Raw genomic sequence first — 14,277 nt, forward strand, 5'->3', positions numbered from 1 at the left:
CATGTCAGTTTCCGTTCCGTCGCCCCTTGCGTCCACGCTTCCGGCGTCGCGCCCGGCTTCCCTGCCCTCGGATCCCCAGGCCTCGTCCCGAATCCTCGGCAACGCCGACGGCCTGTCCGTCTGGCCCCGCTCCACCCGTCCCGAGGCCGACGGGGACGTCTCCGTCGGCGGGGTTTCCCTCGCCGAGGCAGCCGACCGCTTCGGCACCCCCATCTACGTACTGGACGAACAGGAGGTCCGCGAGCGCTGCCGTACGTACCGCACGGCGTTCCCCGAAGCCGACATCGTCTACGCCGCCAAGGCGTTCCTGTGCCGTGCGCTCGCGCACTGGGTGCAAGAAGAGGGCCTGGGCCTGGACGTCTGCTCCGCAGGGGAACTTGCGCTCGCCGTCACCACCGGCTTCCCGCCCGAGAACATCGTGATGCACGGCAACGCCAAAAGCCCCGAGGACCTGCGCACCGCCATTCGGCTCGGTGTCGGACGCATCGTCGTGGACAGCCCCTCCGAGATCGCCCGCCTCGCCGCGATCACCCCTGCCGACACCCGCCAGAAGGTCATGGTTCGGGTGGTCCCCGGCATCGCCGCCGGCGGACACGCCAAGATCCGCACCGGCACCGACGACCAGAAGTTCGGCCTGTCGATCACGGACGGATCCGCGCAGCACGCGGTCACCCGGATACTCGACCAGCGGCACCTGGAACTCGTCGGCCTGCACTGCCACATCGGCTCGCAGATCGCCGCGGTCAAGCCGTACGTCGTCGCCGTGCGGCGCATGGTCGGCCTGATGGCCCGGATCAGGGACCAGCACGGCATCGCCCTCCCCCAGCTGAACATCGGCGGTGGCCACGCCATCGCCTACCGGCCCGGTGAGGAGAGCATGAACGTGGCCGTGCTGGCCGGGCGGGTCCACGCCGAGCTGGAGGACGGCTGCGCCCGCGCCGGGCTCCCCGTGCCCCGGCTCACCCTCGAGCCCGGCCGCGCACTCGTCGGACCGGCCGGAGTCGCCGTTTACCATGTGCTCGCCGTCAAGCGCACCGGCGAGCACACGTTCGTCGCCGTCGACGGTGGCATGAGCGACAACCCCCGGCCCGCGCTCTACGGCGTGCAGTACGCACCCCGCCTCATCGGCCGCCCCTCGTCGGCGCCGCCCCGCCTCGTCACCGTCGTGGGCCGGCACTGCGAAGCCGGCGACGTCCTCGCCGACGACGTAGCACTCCCGGGCGACATACGCCCCGGCGACCTCCTGGCCGTTCCGGCGGCCGGGGCCTATCACCTCTCCATGGCCTCCGGTTACAACATGATCGGCCGACCGCCCGTCGTCGCGGTGTCCGACGGCACCGCACGCGTACTCGTACGCCGCGAATCACTGGACGACATGAGCCGCAGGGACATCGGCCTGTAGCACCGGCCCCATTCCCGGCGTCCATCGAAACACTCTTTCGGTGGACGCCGCTCGGCGAGCGCGAGGTACTCCTCCCGCGCTCGCGCAGACGTGTGATCACCGCATCGATGTCCGAACTGTGAAGCATTGTGCCTGTTACCCGATTTATGCGAGCGGTGGTGGGGCGCGGGGTGTTGCGGCGCGGGGTGCAGAGGGGCCGCTAAGGGCTTGTTGGTGCGGGTGACCGGGGTGGTTGCCGTATTCAGCGAATGTCAGGGCCACGCTCATGCGGGGTCTGTGACCGTTACAGTCGTCGGTTACGGAAATATCCGCATTTTGTAACGCAGGCCGAAGTCGCCGATCACAGGCGGGCGGGTGGTTCAGAGTGTGGGTCCTCGGCTTGTTGAGCCGGGACCCGCACCGCGCAGCATGGCTCTGACCTGGGCCTGGGCGCCTCTACTTGAGGGGACATCACGTGTCTGCTTCTCGTACTGTCCGTCGTCTCGTCGCTACCGGTCTGGCGGCCGGTTCCGTTGTCGCCGTCGCGGCGATGCCGGCATCCGCCGACGACGGCCACAACCGTGGCCGTCACCACCAGTCGTACTCGCGTGTGGTGCTCGGCAGCATCCAGTACGACAGCCCGGGCCGTGACGACTACTCCAACCGTTCGCTGAACAGGGAGTGGGTCGAGGTCACCAACACCGGTTACCGGTCGGTGAATCTGGACGGATGGACACTCTCGGACCGGGACGGCAACCGTTACCGCTTCGACGACCTGCGTCTGGCCGGCCGGGCCACCGTCCGCGTCCACACCGGACGCGGCTACGACACCCGCACCGACGTCTACCAGGACCGCCGCACCGACTACGTCTGGAGCAACTACTCCGACACGGCCACCCTGCGCGACAATTACGGCCGGACCGTCGACACCGAGTCCTGGGGTCGTGACCGCGACCACCGCGGCCACGACCGTGACCACCGCAGCCACGACCGCGACCACCGCGGCCACGACGGCGACCACCGCAGCCACGACCGTGACCACCGCCGCTGACCTGACCCCCACCCGCCACTGACCGCGGACCCCCTCTCGGAACCGCTGCGTGCCGCCACCCCCCGCCCCCGGAGTGGCGGCACGCAGCTCGCGCGCTCACCGGCCTCCCCCAGGGCGGGTTGGGCGCGGGCCTGTCGGCGGGCGACGGGCCGCTCCAAGAGCCAGGACGGCACAACCTGACGAGCAGCCGCCGTCGCACCTCGGTTCGGTGCGACGGCGGCTGCGTGGACAGGGCCGTTACTACAGCTCCCGCTCGATCTGGTTCTCCGTGATCTTCTCTTCGCGCATGGTCATCTCGTTCTGGACGGCATAGCGAGTCTGTGCACCGCTGCCCTCGGCCTGCCGGATCTCACCCCGCTGGATCTCGTCCTGATGGTCCCGGTACTCCACGTGCTGTCCCTTGCGGTAGGGCATGGGGAATCTCCAAGTCTCGTGTAGGTCGACGAGGGGATCGGTCCCCGCTCGTTCCGCGGGTGACGCCCCTCCTGGCGCCCGCGACCAGCACTGGGCGCACTGACAGCCCACCCCCAACTCCGCCCTCCAGCAACCACAACGGGCCGAATGGAGGACCCGCTGCCCTCCCGACCCACACCGCGCTCACGCTGATCGACACGTCGATGACAGCGCACTGTCACAGGGCAGCCGCGACGAGCAGCACCGGACCCGGTCTCAGGGTCCGTACACCGCTCTCCAGGGACATGACGTCGGCGTCGGCGGCCCTGATGACCTCGTCGAAGATCGCAGCCCGGCCGGCCGGGGCGTGCGGGCGGAAAGCCATGTGGGCGGGCAGCCGCCACTCCAACGGCCCACACCGGCCCGGCCTGGCGGCGGCACGTGGCCATGCGTAGCGGCCGGGCATTTGTGGGCACGAGCCGGACACAGCTGTCCGACGAGTGACTCCGAGGAGCCGAGCTCGAGAGCCGGCGCGTAATCGGAAGGTGCCGAGCAACTCGGCCTTCACCCGGGCACCTTGGCTGCGAGCACCACGACTCCTCGGAGCACGCCGACACGCCTCGAACAGCGGTAGCCGGGGTTCCTCCTCGGCACGGCGTGGGAGGTGTTCCCGCTGGACGACCCCCGGAACCTCCCTTGGTCGTTTCGTGACCATGTCCCTTGTGGGGACCGGTCGTTGGACGCTGACTGATTGCTGACCTGGCCCCCACAGCAACGCTGTGACCCGAGCGTATGTCCAGGCACTGAATCCTGGACTTGAACATGGTCGTACCCTGTGCGGCAGAACGCCCTACGCTGACCCTCATGTCGACCCAGGTGCCGATCAGCGACGAGCTGCGCTCCGTAGTGGGCTCCCCCACGCGCGCCACACTGCTGGACAGCAGTCCGCGCTCCCGGGTGTGGCGGGTCGAGTTGCGCGGTGGTGGTCGCGTGATCGTCAAACAGATCGCTGACGGAGGGGGCACCGGGCCCGACGCGGATGCGCGCTACGCGCGGGAGGTCGCCGCGCTGCGGCTCGCCGCAAGGGCTGCCCGACCGACCGTCGCGCCGGCCCTGCTCGGAACGGACCCGGCGTCCCGGGTGATGGTCCTGGAGCACCTGGACGATCTTGGAGCGGCTGACGACTGGATGCCCGGCTATGCCGAGGCCCTCGCCCGGCTGCACTCACTCACCGGGCCGGCTGATACAGGCGCGCTCCCCGCTTGGTCCGGGCCGACGGCCGCCGACGCCGAGTCCTTCATCGCCCTCGCCGAGGTGCTCGGCGTCCCCGTCCCACCCGCAGTGCCGAACGAACTCGCCGCCCTGATCGACCGGCTGGACCCCACGCCTCATCATGCGCTCCTCCACGGAGACCCCTGCCCCGGCAACGATCTGCGTACCGCCAACGGCGTCCGTTTCGTCGACTTCGAACAGGCGTCGCTGGGCAATGGTCTGGTCGAACTCGCCTACTTCCGCATCGGTTTCCCGACCTGCTGGTGCGCCATGTCGGTCACCGGCACGCCGCTGGCGGAAGTCGAGGACATCTACCGTGCCACCTGGCGGAGCCTCACCGGCACGGATGTCCCCGGGGACCTCGCCGACGCCTGCGCCGGCTGGCTGATCCGAGGTGACGCGCTCGTCGAACGCGCCCACCGCGAGTCGGTCGACCACCTCGCACGGGTACCGGCAGAGGACTTCGAGTGGGGCTATGTTTCCGCTCGGGAGCGCCTCGTCCACCGGCTCGGCGCAGTCGCCGACCAGACCCGCGACCACGACGATCTGCACGCACTCGGTCATCTCAGCGCGGCAATGGCCGTACGCCTGCTGGAGCGCTGGCCCACCTTGCGCCCGCTGCCCGCGCAGGACAAACGCCCCTGGTACTGACAGTCCTACGCGGTCGAGGACCGCGTAGCGAAGGGTTCGGGGGACTGGAATGGCCGGATCACCGGGGCGGCATCCGCTGGGGCGGACGCTCCCTCACCGCAGCTGCCTGACCGTCCCGCGCACCGCGGTCAGGACAGCAGGCACCCGGGCTGTCGATCACTTGACCCGGGTGACGATGGTCCGCGCACACTCCATCGACTCGGTATGCGTAGCATCCACCTCCAGGTCGTAGGACACGCCACGGTGGACCGCATCCGCCTGTGACACCGCCATCCCGGCAACCCGGTCACCACGCGCGATCTCGCGGCCCGCGGCAATTGTGGCGTCGCACCTGACTCCTACCCACAGCACCTGCAGTCCGCCAAGAGCCTGCTGCCACCGTTGCTGGGACGCCGCTCCGCCGAGGAAGACCTCATCAACGATGATCCGTGCACCCGCACGGGCCATCGTGGCAAGCCCTTCGATCCACGCCGTTTCCAACGTCCGGAACTCAGGACCGACGATCACCTCACCGTCCGGAGCGAACACGATGCCCGCATCCGACGTCCGCACGGACGCGGGCATCGCCTCGATCAGTGTGTCGACCCCGAAGGACAGCCAAGGGTCCGGCAGCAACGCCTGCAGACACCTGGCGATCCCGGACTTCCCCGAACTGGAGCCACCGTTGAGAACGATCATCTGTGTCATCACCGCGCCACAGTAGAGGCACCTCAGTGACGACCGAAACGGGTTTCTACGGCCGGCTCCACCCCCGTGCACGTGACGCAGGCGCGGTCTACTTACCGCGTCGCAGCCGTGCCGAGAGATGGTGTTGCAACGGCTGACCGACGGCCGCGAGATCGTGGACGAACGTGAGCGTGGCGTCGTCGGCCAGGGCATAACGACGGCGGGTGGCAGTGACCTCCTTGGCGGTGGGAGTGAGGGCCACCTCGTGGGTGGAGAGGTCGACCGTGTTGTCGGTCGCACGGCCGACCGCGATCTCCGCGATGCCGGTGGGCTGGGTGATCAGTGCCTCCACGCGGCCGTCGGGCTGGAGCCGCCACCAGCCGCTCTCCCGGGCCGCCGGACGCAGCGGTGCGTCGTCGGCGTCGAGCAGCCAGGCCCGGGCCTCATAGCGAAGGAAGGGACGGCCGTCGTGGCTGAAGGTGACCTCCTGCGCGTATTCGAAGTCCCCGGCAAGCGTCGGGTACCCGCCGCGTCCGCGGCCGCGCCAGGTGCCCAGGAAGCCGATCACGGGCGACAACAGTGCGTGCGGAGCGGGCTCCTCGTCCGGTCGGTGGCCATCGGGGTACGGGGGCTCCGCTGCGGGGTCGAACACGGTGTGCGCTCCTGGGGTCGTGGCCGGTGCCGGGTGGAAGCCTAGAGTGTCGTTCCACTCGGCGACGGACAGGAAAACTCCCGCAGCGGGTGGCGGACGATTTTTCTCGGCGGGGGCGCCCGCGCTGTCCTGCGACCTGACGTCGTCGGAGCTGTCCCGCAGCTGCGGCTCGGGGCGCGGATCGGACGGGAGGACGCATTGGGACGGTGCGGCAGCCGTTGCGGACGAACCAGCCGGAGATCCAAGTACCGACTACGTACGTCCATGGCCCCGATGTCGGCCGCCTGGCTAGTTTCCGGCCATGTCGATCTCCCTGATACGCAGCAAGGCAGCCGTGACCGCGCTCGCGGCCGCGGTGAGCGTGACCGGTCTGCTCCCGGCCGCCGCTTCCGCACACGAAGGACCCGGCAGAACGTCAGGCACCACGTACTACGTGGACTGTCTGCGCGGCAGTGACCAGGCCTCGGGCACGAACAGCGGCACAGCATGGCGCACCCTCACCAAGGCCTCGCGCGCGTACGAGCCGGGCGACCGGCTGCTGCTGCGGCGTGGCCGCACCTGCACCGGGGTGCTCGCCCCGACCGGTTCCGGAACGGCCGCGGAGCCGATCTCCATCGACGCGTACGGGAAGGGGGCGAAGCCGCACATCGAGGGCGGGGGTGCCAGGGCCGCCGTGTACCTGTTCAACGTCGAGGGCTGGGAGCTGCGCTCGACATCTCCAACACCGGCGCGCACACCACGACGGACCGCCGCGCGGGACTGCTCGTGCGGCTCACCGACCACGGCGTGGGCAGCCACTACGTCGTCGACGGGGTGGACGTGCACGACGTCAACGGCGCCGACTTCAAGGACCCCGACCCCAGCGGCGGCATCCTCTTCTCCGTCACCGGCTCGGCGGTCCCGACCCGTTTCGACGGCGTACGGATCGACGACTCGACCGTCCGCCGCACCGACCGCACCGGCATCGGCACCAGCTCCAGCTGGGGCCGCAGGGCCGAGCACCCGAACGGCCCCGGCACCAGTTGGGAGGCGATCACCGGCCTGCGGATCCAGCGCAACAAGGTGTACGACGTGGGCGGCGACGGCGTCGTCGTACAGACCGCGAAGGGCGCACTGGTCGAGCACAACTACGTGAACGGCTTCAACATGCGCTCGGCCGGCTACAACGCCGGTATCTGGGCCTGGAATTCGGACAACGTCATCTACCAGTACAACGAGGTGACCGGCGGCCACGGCACCCTCGACTCGATGGCGTACGACATCGACGGCGGCAACAACCGCAACGTCTACCAGTACAACTACAGTCACGACAACGAGGGCGGCTTCCTGCTGATCTGCAACGGCGCGGGGATGACCACCGACGGCGACCGGGTCCGCCACAACATCAGCATCAACGACCGCAACACGATGTCCCCGTACGGCGTGATCTCGGTCGTCTGCGCCGCCACCACCGACACCCGGATCTACGGCAACACCATCGTCACCGACGAGGCGAACACGGCCCTCGTCTCCGACAACGGCCCGACCGGGGTCACCTTCCGCAACAACATCTTCGTCGGGGCGTCCGGCGGTTCCCCGATCAACGACACCCGGAGCGTCTACGAGAACAACCTCTACTGGCGCACGGCCCAGCCCCTCGACACCTCTGCCCTCACCGCCGACCCGCTCTTCGCCTCGGCCTCCCCGACCGCCCCGCGCGACGTCCGCCTGCGCGCGGGCTCCCCGGCACTCGGCACGGGAATCCCGGTCGCCGACGGAATCACCCGCGACTACTTCGGCAACCGGATCCCGACCCCGCCGAACCTGGGCGCGGATCAGGACCGTTAGCCCCTGGCTCGCACCCGCATCACCCCTGCCGCCCGGCCGCCGGTGCCATTTCCCACCCGGCGGCCGGGCCCTGCGCTCCCTGAGGCCCGGCGGGTACCCCCTGTTGGATGAGTGGTGCCGGGTTCTCCACCGGTCTCACCAGAACCGACCAGGACCCGCTCGGCGTACACCGTCGCCATCCGCTCGGGATACAGCCGACGCGCGCGGTCAGGCCTTGGGAGCGAGTGCGTCGACTGTCTCCGGGTCGAGCCCGATCTCGGCGGGCACCCGTCGCCTCAGTCGTGGGCGTGCAGCTGCATCACCGGTCAGGGGGTGTCACCACGCCAGTCCCACTTCAAAGGTGCGACCAGCCTGGGCTTGTACTCGGCCCGCCCGCCAGGACCGTAGGCCCCGATCTCCGTGGTCAGCCTCGCGCCTTCGCGCAGCGCTGCATCGGTCCACCCGGTGACGTCCACGAGCAGGCCGTCGAGGGGGCCGCCGACCAGCTCCCGGTACTCGTGGCCCGCTTTCGGTCCGGGGTCGGGGTCGTCGTGGTCGGCGCCGTAGACGCGACGCTGCCGCATGAGCTCGTCCATGCGAACAGCATTCCATCGAGCACTGACACCGGCTCGACCCCACTGGCCAGGAACGGCACGAAAAGCTCCAGACACCCCCGAACCGACGACGCGTTCAGCTTTCCCACGCAACCGCAGTGCTTGCTTGAACTGGAGCCGCCTCCAAGCCGTACATGATGGGTGGCGGAATCCGGCCCCCCATCCTGGTCCGCCGTGCCACCATTTGGCTTCGCACGGAAGGATCTTCGGGTGTCGCACCCTGACCGCGCTCCGATCCCACCCCATACGGATAGCGCACGCACGAAGGAGAGCCCGACACGGGACGGTTCCCCGGAGCACGTCCCAGGCTGTGACACCGCGGGCCCGGACGGCGCCGCAGGTGACGACCCCGGCGAGGCCGTCGCCCGTGGCCGGCGGGAAAGGCACCCGGTCGCGGTGCGGAGCGTGGCGTGGGTGACCACTGCCCTGGCCACCGCGCTCGTGCTCCTCGCTCTTCTTCTGCCGAACCAGGTCGGCCGACTCACACCCGGCGCATTCGCCCGTATTCCGGTGGAGGGGATCCTCGGCGTCGCCGTACTGCTCGTCCTGCCGCCGAAGGCGAGGCGGGTGGTGGCGGTGCTCGCCGGGGTGGGCCTCGGCCTGCTGACCATCCTGAAGTTCCTCGACATGGGTTTCTACGCGAGTCTCGACCGGCCGTTCGATCCGGTACTCGACTGGATCCTGCTCGACGACGCGGAGGCGTTCCTCAGGGACTCGGTCGGCCGGGCCGACGCGATCGGTGCGCTGATCGGGATCGCGGCCCTCGCTCTCGCCTTGCTCGCCTCCATGACGCTGGCCGTGGTCCGGCTGAGCCGCCTCTTGGTCCGGCACAGCGCCGTGGCGACCCGTACCACCTTGGTGCTCGGGACCGCCTGGATCACCTTCACGGCACTCGGCACGCAGATCGCCGGTGTGCCGGTCGCTTCCAGGAACACGGCCACCCTCGTCGAGGACCGTGCCGACTCGGTGCGTGCCGGCCTCAGGGATGAGCGGGAGTTCCGGAAGGAGTCTGCCGTCGATGCCTTCGGCGACACGCCGGCCGACCAGCTGCTGACCGGGCTGCGCGGCAAGGATGTCATCTTCACCTTCATCGAAAGCTACGGCCGCTCCGCAGTCGAGGACCCGGCGATGGCGTCACAGGTCGACGCGGTGCTCGCGGACGGGACCAGTCGGCTGAGCGCGGCCGGGTTCTCCTCGCGAAGCGGCTGGCTCACCTCCCCGACGACGGGCGCCGGTAGCTGGCTGGCCCACACCACCTTCATGTCAGGCCTGTGGATCGACAATCAGCAGCGCTATCGCAGCGTCACCTCGAGCAACCGCCTGACCCTCACCGGCGCCTTCCGGCGCGCCAACGCCTGGCGGACGGTCGGTATCATGCCGGGCGTCACCCGGGCCTGGCCGGAGGGGAAATTCTTCGGCCTCGACCACATCCACGACTCCCGGCAGCTCGGGTACAAGGGCCCGAAGTTCAGCTGGACGCCCGTACCCGACCAGTACAGTCTGTCCGCGTTCGAACGCCTGGAGCACGGCAAGCCGGGGCGCGACCCATTGATGGCAGAGATCATTCTCGCCTCCAGTCACAATCCCTGGGCGCCCATACCGAGGATGACCGGCTGGGACGAGGTCGGTGACGGCTCGGTGTACAACGCCATGAAGAAGGCCGGCAAGGACCCCAAAGAAGTGTGGCGGGACCCCGCCCAGGTGCGAACCGAGTACCGGCGTGCCATCGAGTACTCGTTGCACAGCCTCATCTCCTACGTGGAGAAGTACGGCGACGACAACACCGTGCTCGTCTTCCTCGGCGACCACCAGCCGGTGACGACCGTCACCGGCGGCGAGTTCGGCCGGGACGTACCGGTCGCGATCGTCGCCCGCGATCCGGCCGTGATGAACCGTGTTTCCGGCTGGGGCTGGCAGGACGGCCTGAAGCCCGGCCCGTCCGCTCCGGTGTGGAAAATGGACACCTTCCGAGACCGCTTCCTGACCGCCTTCGGTCCGCAGTCAGGCCCCGATTCGTCCCCGCCGACCCGGTGACCAGGGGCATCAGCAGGTGACAAGGTGGAGCCATGGTGTCGCGTCGGCCCGCCACAGCACAGTCGACGTCACGCCGGATGCGCGACAGAAGGAATGGAAGGTTCGCGCACTGATGCGGCAGGCCGCTCGACGAGCGGGCGAAGGGCTGCGGAGACACCGGCGGTGGCTGTTCGCACTCGTCGTGGTCGCGCTCCTCGCCGAGATGGCGGTCGCGATGGTCACGACGGCCGTGAAGCAGACCCCGACGATCGACGAGCCCGTGTACGTGGGCACGGCGGAGATCTACCTGCAGCAGCGCAGCCTGCGGTACAACCCCGAGCATCCGCCGCTGGGCAAGCTGCTCATCGCGTCCGGGACGGCATTCGCCGACGCGCACCTCGACCGCGCCTTCGTCGGCGATCAGACGGAGCTCGGACGGCACCTCCTGTACGAATCGGGCAATGATCCGTGGCGTCTGATGCTGTTGGCGCGGTTGCCGATGATCGTGCTGACGCTGCTGTTCGGGCTGGTTGTCCTCGCGTTCGCCCGTGACGTCGCCGGCCCCGTGGGCGGATTGGTGGCGCTCGGTCTGTACGCGTTCTCGCCCGACATCATCGCGCACGGGTCGCTGGCCACACTTGACGTGCCGATGGCCGGCTTCCTGCTGACGTCGGTCTGGTTGCTGTGGCGGGCGCGGCGGAGGCCTCGCCTCTGCCTCCCGCTCGCCGGAGGGGCGCTCGGCGCGGCCGTGGCCACGAAGATGAGCGCGTTGCCCGCGGTTCCGGTGCTGTTGTTCCTGGTCGTCCTGTCGGTCTGCTACGCCCACCGGACGCACAGCCCCGGCACCCGTGAGCGGATGCGGCTTCTCGTGCTCGGCGTGGCGGCCGCCTTGGTCGTGGCGCTGGTCGCGATCGCCGTGGTGTGGGCCACCTACCTCGCCGTCGACCCGCAGTTGCGATGGGCCAGACCCGAGAACCTGCCGGTCACCCACGGGTGGCGCGCACGTGTCGTCGACCGGCTCCCGTTCCCGGAGCCGTACCGGGACGGTATGCGCGTCCAGTTCGGCTTCGAGAACATGACGTGGAGCGGCTTCCTGTTCGGCCGCCTTTACCACGGTTCGCTGTGGTATTACCTGCCTGCCGCCCTGCTGATAAAGACGCCGCTGGGCATGCTCGCGCTGTGGTCGACCGGTGCCGTCGCCACCGTGAGGGTGCCCCGGTTGCGGCCTGCGGCACCGTACGTACTGGTCCCCCCGGTGGTGCTGCTGGCCGCGGCCCTGACCGGGTCCCGTGATCTCGGTGTCCGGTACGCCCTCTTCATGCCGGTGTTCCTGGCCGTCGCCGCGGCCGGCGTGACCGCCTGCCGACGGCGGTCGGCGCACATCGCGACCGCGGCGCTGATCCTTTTCGTTGCGGTGAGCTCGCTGCGGACGTACCCGTACTACCTGCCGTACTCCAACGAGGCGTTCGGCGGCCCGGCCAGGACTCACCTGCGACTGCACGACTCGAACGTCGATTGGGGTCAGGACCTGGGCCGGTTGGCCGCCCGTCTGCGGCAGCGGTACCCGGACGAGAGGATCTGGCTCGTCTACAAAGGCAGCGGCGTACCCTCCTACTACGGCATCGACGCGTCCGACCCGCGCAGGGTCCCGCCGAGCGAGGTTCACGGGCTCCTCGTCGTGTCGGACTCCTCGGTCGCCAAGGCCGATCGCCGTCTGGCGACGCTGATCAACACCAGCAGGCGCATCGACGAAGTGGGACACTCGATCACGATCTACCGCCGCGCAGCGCGCGAGGACGGGGCACTCCAGTGAAGTGGCCCCAGTGCGAAGAGGTCCCTCACAACCGTTCCACGACGTGACCGGACAAGCGAGCGATCATGCGTTTTCGAACACCCTGTCCCGGGCCTCCCCTGCGTTTTCACGGGACCTGACGCACCACAGCCACCCGATGTCACGCGCGAAGGACCAGACGAGCAGTGCCAGCGCCACGAGGACTGCTGCATACGCGGGCAGACGCGGCATGATCCCGGCGCCGACAGCGAGCAGGACGATCCCCTGCAGGGCGGCCACCGTCTTACGGGCCACGCTCGGACGTAGCGGTCCCGACAGCCACGGCAGGACCCGGGCCGCCACGACGAATACGTAGCGCATGGCACCGATCGACAGCACCCATGTGCCCAGTGACATGGCGACGTAGATGCTGAGCATCAAAATGAGGAAGGCGTCGACTTCCATGTCGAAGCGTGCCCCCAGGGAGGACGCCGTCCCGGTGCGCCGGGCGACGTGGCCGTCGACTGCATCGAGGATCAGCGCCACCGTGGTGAGGGCGACCAGGACGCCGACCGGCGGTCGGCTCACGAAGGAATCTGCGACCAGCGCGGTCACACCCCCGACGAGCGTCGTGCGGGCCAGGGTGACGCCGTTGGCGGGACCGAAGGGCCTGTTGCCCGCCTGGTCCAGTGCTCGTGTGAGGACGGCCCACACGCCGGCTGTGAAGACCAGGCCTGTCACCCATCCCGTGGTTCCCAGTCCGGTCGTCGTGCCGAGAAGAACCAGCAGGAGTGTCTGTCCGGCTGCCCCCGACGCCGTCTCCGGGCGCAGCAGACGAGTTCTGTATGTGCTACTCCGGGTCACCGCGCGCCGTCCTCCTGCCGTGTGACACATTCGCCGAGAGCCGCGTACGTTTACGCGGTCTCACGATCATCAGAACGTAAACCATCACCCGAGCGTTCAGCAGGAGGTCATCGATGGAGCGCACCGCACGCGCCTTCTGGCTCCGCTCCCCCGGCCGTGGCGAGATACGGGATGTTCCGCTGCCGGAACCGGCCGGCGACGACGTCGTGGTGCGCACGCTGTTCTCCGGTGTGAGCCGTGGCACCGAGAGCCTCGTCTTCCGCGGCGGCGTACCGGAGAGTCAGTACACCGTGATGCGGGCGCCGTTCCAGGACGGTGATTTCCCCGGTCCGGTCAAGTACGGCTATCTCAACGTCGGCCTTGTCGAGGAAGGGCCGGGTCACCTCGTGGGCCGTACGGTCTTCTGCCTCTACCCGCACCAGAGCCGGTACGTCGTCCCTGCGAGTGCTGTGACCCCGGTGCCGGACACCGTCCCCGCCGGGCGGGCCGTGCTGGCCGGAACGGTGGAGACGGCGGTGAACGCCTTGTGGGACGCCGCACCGCTGATCGGCGACCGGATCGCCGTCGTCGGAGCCGGCATGATCGGCTGCTCCGTCGCCGCTCTGCTCGCCCGGTACCCCGCCGTCCGCGTCCAGCTGGTCGATTCCGATCCCACCCGTGCCGCCGTTGCCCGGGCGCTGGGCGTCGACTTCGCGCTCCCCGAACACGCCCTCGGCGACTGCGACCTGGTCGTCCACGCCAGCGCCACCGAAGGTGGGCTCACCCGCTCGCTGGAGCTCCTTGCCCCGGAGGGCACGGTCCTGGAGCTGAGCTGGTACGGCGACCGGCGAGTCAGCCTGCCGCTCGGGGAGGCCTTCCACTCCGGTCGTCTGGTCCTGCGCGGCAGCCAAGTGGGAACCGTCTCTCCGGCCCGGAGCTCCCGCCGTACCTTCGCCGATCGGCTTGCGCTCTCGCTCGATCTGCTCGCCGACCCCGCCTTCGACGCACTGATCACGGGCGAATGCGCCTTCGAGGAGCTGCCGTCGGTGCTGGCCAGGATCGGCAAGGGTGACCTTCCCGGGTTGTGCCACCGCGTGCTGTACGACACGGCTCCGGCGCCACGGGTTCCGGCTGAGCGTTGAACGCCATTGAATCTCTCGGGCC

The 14,277-nt window shown here is 69.3% G+C and carries 14 protein-coding genes; 7 read left to right on the forward strand and 7 right to left on the reverse strand.

Annotated features, from left to right (window positions below):
* The first annotated feature begins 1 nt into the window (after position 1).
* Positions 2-1,402, forward strand: a complete 1,401-nt coding sequence (lysA, locus tag OHA88_RS09115) for a diaminopimelate decarboxylase (RefSeq protein ID WP_328625041.1) — start codon at positions 2-4, stop codon at positions 1,400-1,402.
* 454 nt (positions 1,403-1,856) lie between these two features.
* Entirely contained in the window at positions 1,857-2,432 is a 576-nt protein-coding gene (locus OHA88_RS09120) for a lamin tail domain-containing protein (RefSeq protein WP_328625042.1), read from the forward strand.
* A gap of 240 nt (positions 2,433-2,672) precedes the next feature.
* On the opposite strand, the gene OHA88_RS09125 is transcribed toward OHA88_RS09120, so the two are convergent.
* Positions 2,673-2,846 (reverse strand): hypothetical protein, encoded by a 174-nt coding sequence (locus OHA88_RS09125; protein ID WP_267008485.1) that lies wholly within the window; start codon positions 2,844-2,846, stop codon positions 2,673-2,675.
* 217 nt (positions 2,847-3,063) lie between these two features.
* Complete coding sequence (locus OHA88_RS09130; RefSeq protein ID WP_328625043.1) at positions 3,064-3,234, reverse strand: hypothetical protein; 171 nt, start codon at positions 3,232-3,234, stop codon at positions 3,064-3,066.
* 455 nt (positions 3,235-3,689) lie between these two features.
* Between OHA88_RS09130 and OHA88_RS09135 the strand changes: the two genes are divergently transcribed.
* Positions 3,690-4,748, forward strand: a complete 1,059-nt coding sequence (locus OHA88_RS09135; RefSeq protein ID WP_328625044.1) for a phosphotransferase — start codon at positions 3,690-3,692, stop codon at positions 4,746-4,748.
* Positions 4,749-4,904: 156 nt separating this feature from the next.
* Here the strand turns inward: OHA88_RS09135 and cpt are convergent, their stop codons facing one another.
* The 3 genes from cpt to OHA88_RS09150 all read right to left on the reverse strand — a co-directional run bounded on the left by cpt (position 4,905) and on the right by OHA88_RS09150 (position 6,753).
* The gene (cpt, locus tag OHA88_RS09140; protein WP_328629630.1) at positions 4,905-5,435 is read right to left on the reverse strand and encodes a chloramphenicol phosphotransferase CPT; all 531 of its coding nucleotides are present in this window, start codon (positions 5,433-5,435) and stop codon (positions 4,905-4,907) included.
* Between the two features lie 88 nt (positions 5,436-5,523).
* Positions 5,524-6,066 carry an FABP family protein gene (locus OHA88_RS09145; RefSeq protein ID WP_267008482.1) on the reverse strand — a complete coding sequence of 181 codons (543 nt, stop codon included), beginning with the start codon at positions 6,064-6,066 and terminating at the stop codon, positions 5,524-5,526.
* Between the two features lie 429 nt (positions 6,067-6,495).
* Positions 6,496-6,753: a hypothetical protein gene (locus OHA88_RS09150; protein ID WP_328625045.1), complete on the reverse strand. Its 258-nt coding sequence runs from the start codon at positions 6,751-6,753 to the stop codon at positions 6,496-6,498.
* 78 nt (positions 6,754-6,831) lie between these two features.
* Here OHA88_RS09150 and OHA88_RS09155 point away from each other — a divergent pair, with 78 nt between their 5' ends.
* Positions 6,832-7,893 carry a right-handed parallel beta-helix repeat-containing protein gene (locus OHA88_RS09155; protein WP_328625046.1) on the forward strand — a complete coding sequence of 354 codons (1,062 nt, stop codon included), beginning with the start codon at positions 6,832-6,834 and terminating at the stop codon, positions 7,891-7,893.
* A 305-nt stretch (positions 7,894-8,198) separates the two neighbouring features.
* On the opposite strand, the gene OHA88_RS09160 is transcribed toward OHA88_RS09155, so the two are convergent.
* Positions 8,199-8,468 carry a hypothetical protein gene (locus tag OHA88_RS09160; protein WP_328625047.1) on the reverse strand — a complete coding sequence of 90 codons (270 nt, stop codon included), beginning with the start codon at positions 8,466-8,468 and terminating at the stop codon, positions 8,199-8,201.
* 228 nt (positions 8,469-8,696) lie between these two features.
* Here OHA88_RS09160 and OHA88_RS09165 point away from each other — a divergent pair, with 228 nt between their 5' ends.
* Both OHA88_RS09165 and OHA88_RS09170 read left to right on the forward strand, forming a co-directional pair.
* Complete coding sequence (locus tag OHA88_RS09165; RefSeq protein ID WP_443044201.1) at positions 8,697-10,520, forward strand: sulfatase; 1,824 nt, start codon at positions 8,697-8,699, stop codon at positions 10,518-10,520.
* Between the two features lie 112 nt (positions 10,521-10,632).
* Positions 10,633-12,312, forward strand: coding sequence for an ArnT family glycosyltransferase (locus OHA88_RS09170; RefSeq protein ID WP_328625049.1), 1,680 nt, complete (start codon positions 10,633-10,635; stop codon positions 12,310-12,312).
* A gap of 63 nt (positions 12,313-12,375) precedes the next feature.
* Here OHA88_RS09170 and OHA88_RS09175 read toward each other — a convergent pair whose 3' ends face one another.
* Entirely contained in the window at positions 12,376-13,134 is a 759-nt protein-coding gene (locus OHA88_RS09175) for a CDP-alcohol phosphatidyltransferase family protein (protein ID WP_328625050.1), read from the reverse strand.
* 113 nt (positions 13,135-13,247) lie between these two features.
* On the opposite strand from OHA88_RS09175, the gene OHA88_RS09180 reads away from it, so the two are divergent.
* Positions 13,248-14,255 (forward strand): zinc-dependent alcohol dehydrogenase, encoded by a 1,008-nt coding sequence (locus OHA88_RS09180; RefSeq protein WP_328625051.1) that lies wholly within the window; start codon positions 13,248-13,250, stop codon positions 14,253-14,255.
* Positions 14,256-14,277: the final 22 nt, after the last annotated feature.

This window comes from Streptomyces sp. NBC_00353 (assembly GCF_036108815.1).
Lineage (GTDB): Bacteria > Actinomycetota > Actinomycetes > Streptomycetales > Streptomycetaceae > Streptomyces.

Excerpts from the sequence above, each read along its gene's own strand:
- cpt (WP_328629630.1), bottom strand. The coding sequence starts at position 5,435 with ATGACACAGATGATCGTTCTCAACGGTGGCTCCAGTTCGGGGAAGTCC.
- OHA88_RS09160 (WP_328625047.1), bottom strand. The coding sequence starts at position 8,468 with ATGGACGAGCTCATGCGGCAGCGTCGCGTCTACGGCGCCGACCACGAC.
- OHA88_RS09180 (WP_328625051.1), top strand. The coding sequence starts at position 13,248 with ATGGAGCGCACCGCACGCGCCTTCTGGCTCCGCTCCCCCGGCCGTGGC.
- OHA88_RS09170 (WP_328625049.1), top strand. The coding sequence starts at position 10,633 with ATGCGGCAGGCCGCTCGACGAGCGGGCGAAGGGCTGCGGAGACACCGG.
- OHA88_RS09135 (WP_328625044.1), top strand. The coding sequence starts at position 3,690 with ATGTCGACCCAGGTGCCGATCAGCGACGAGCTGCGCTCCGTAGTGGGC.
- lysA (WP_328625041.1), top strand. The coding sequence starts at position 2 with ATGTCAGTTTCCGTTCCGTCGCCCCTTGCGTCCACGCTTCCGGCGTCG.
- OHA88_RS09125 (WP_267008485.1), bottom strand. The coding sequence starts at position 2,846 with ATGCCCTACCGCAAGGGACAGCACGTGGAGTACCGGGACCATCAGGAC.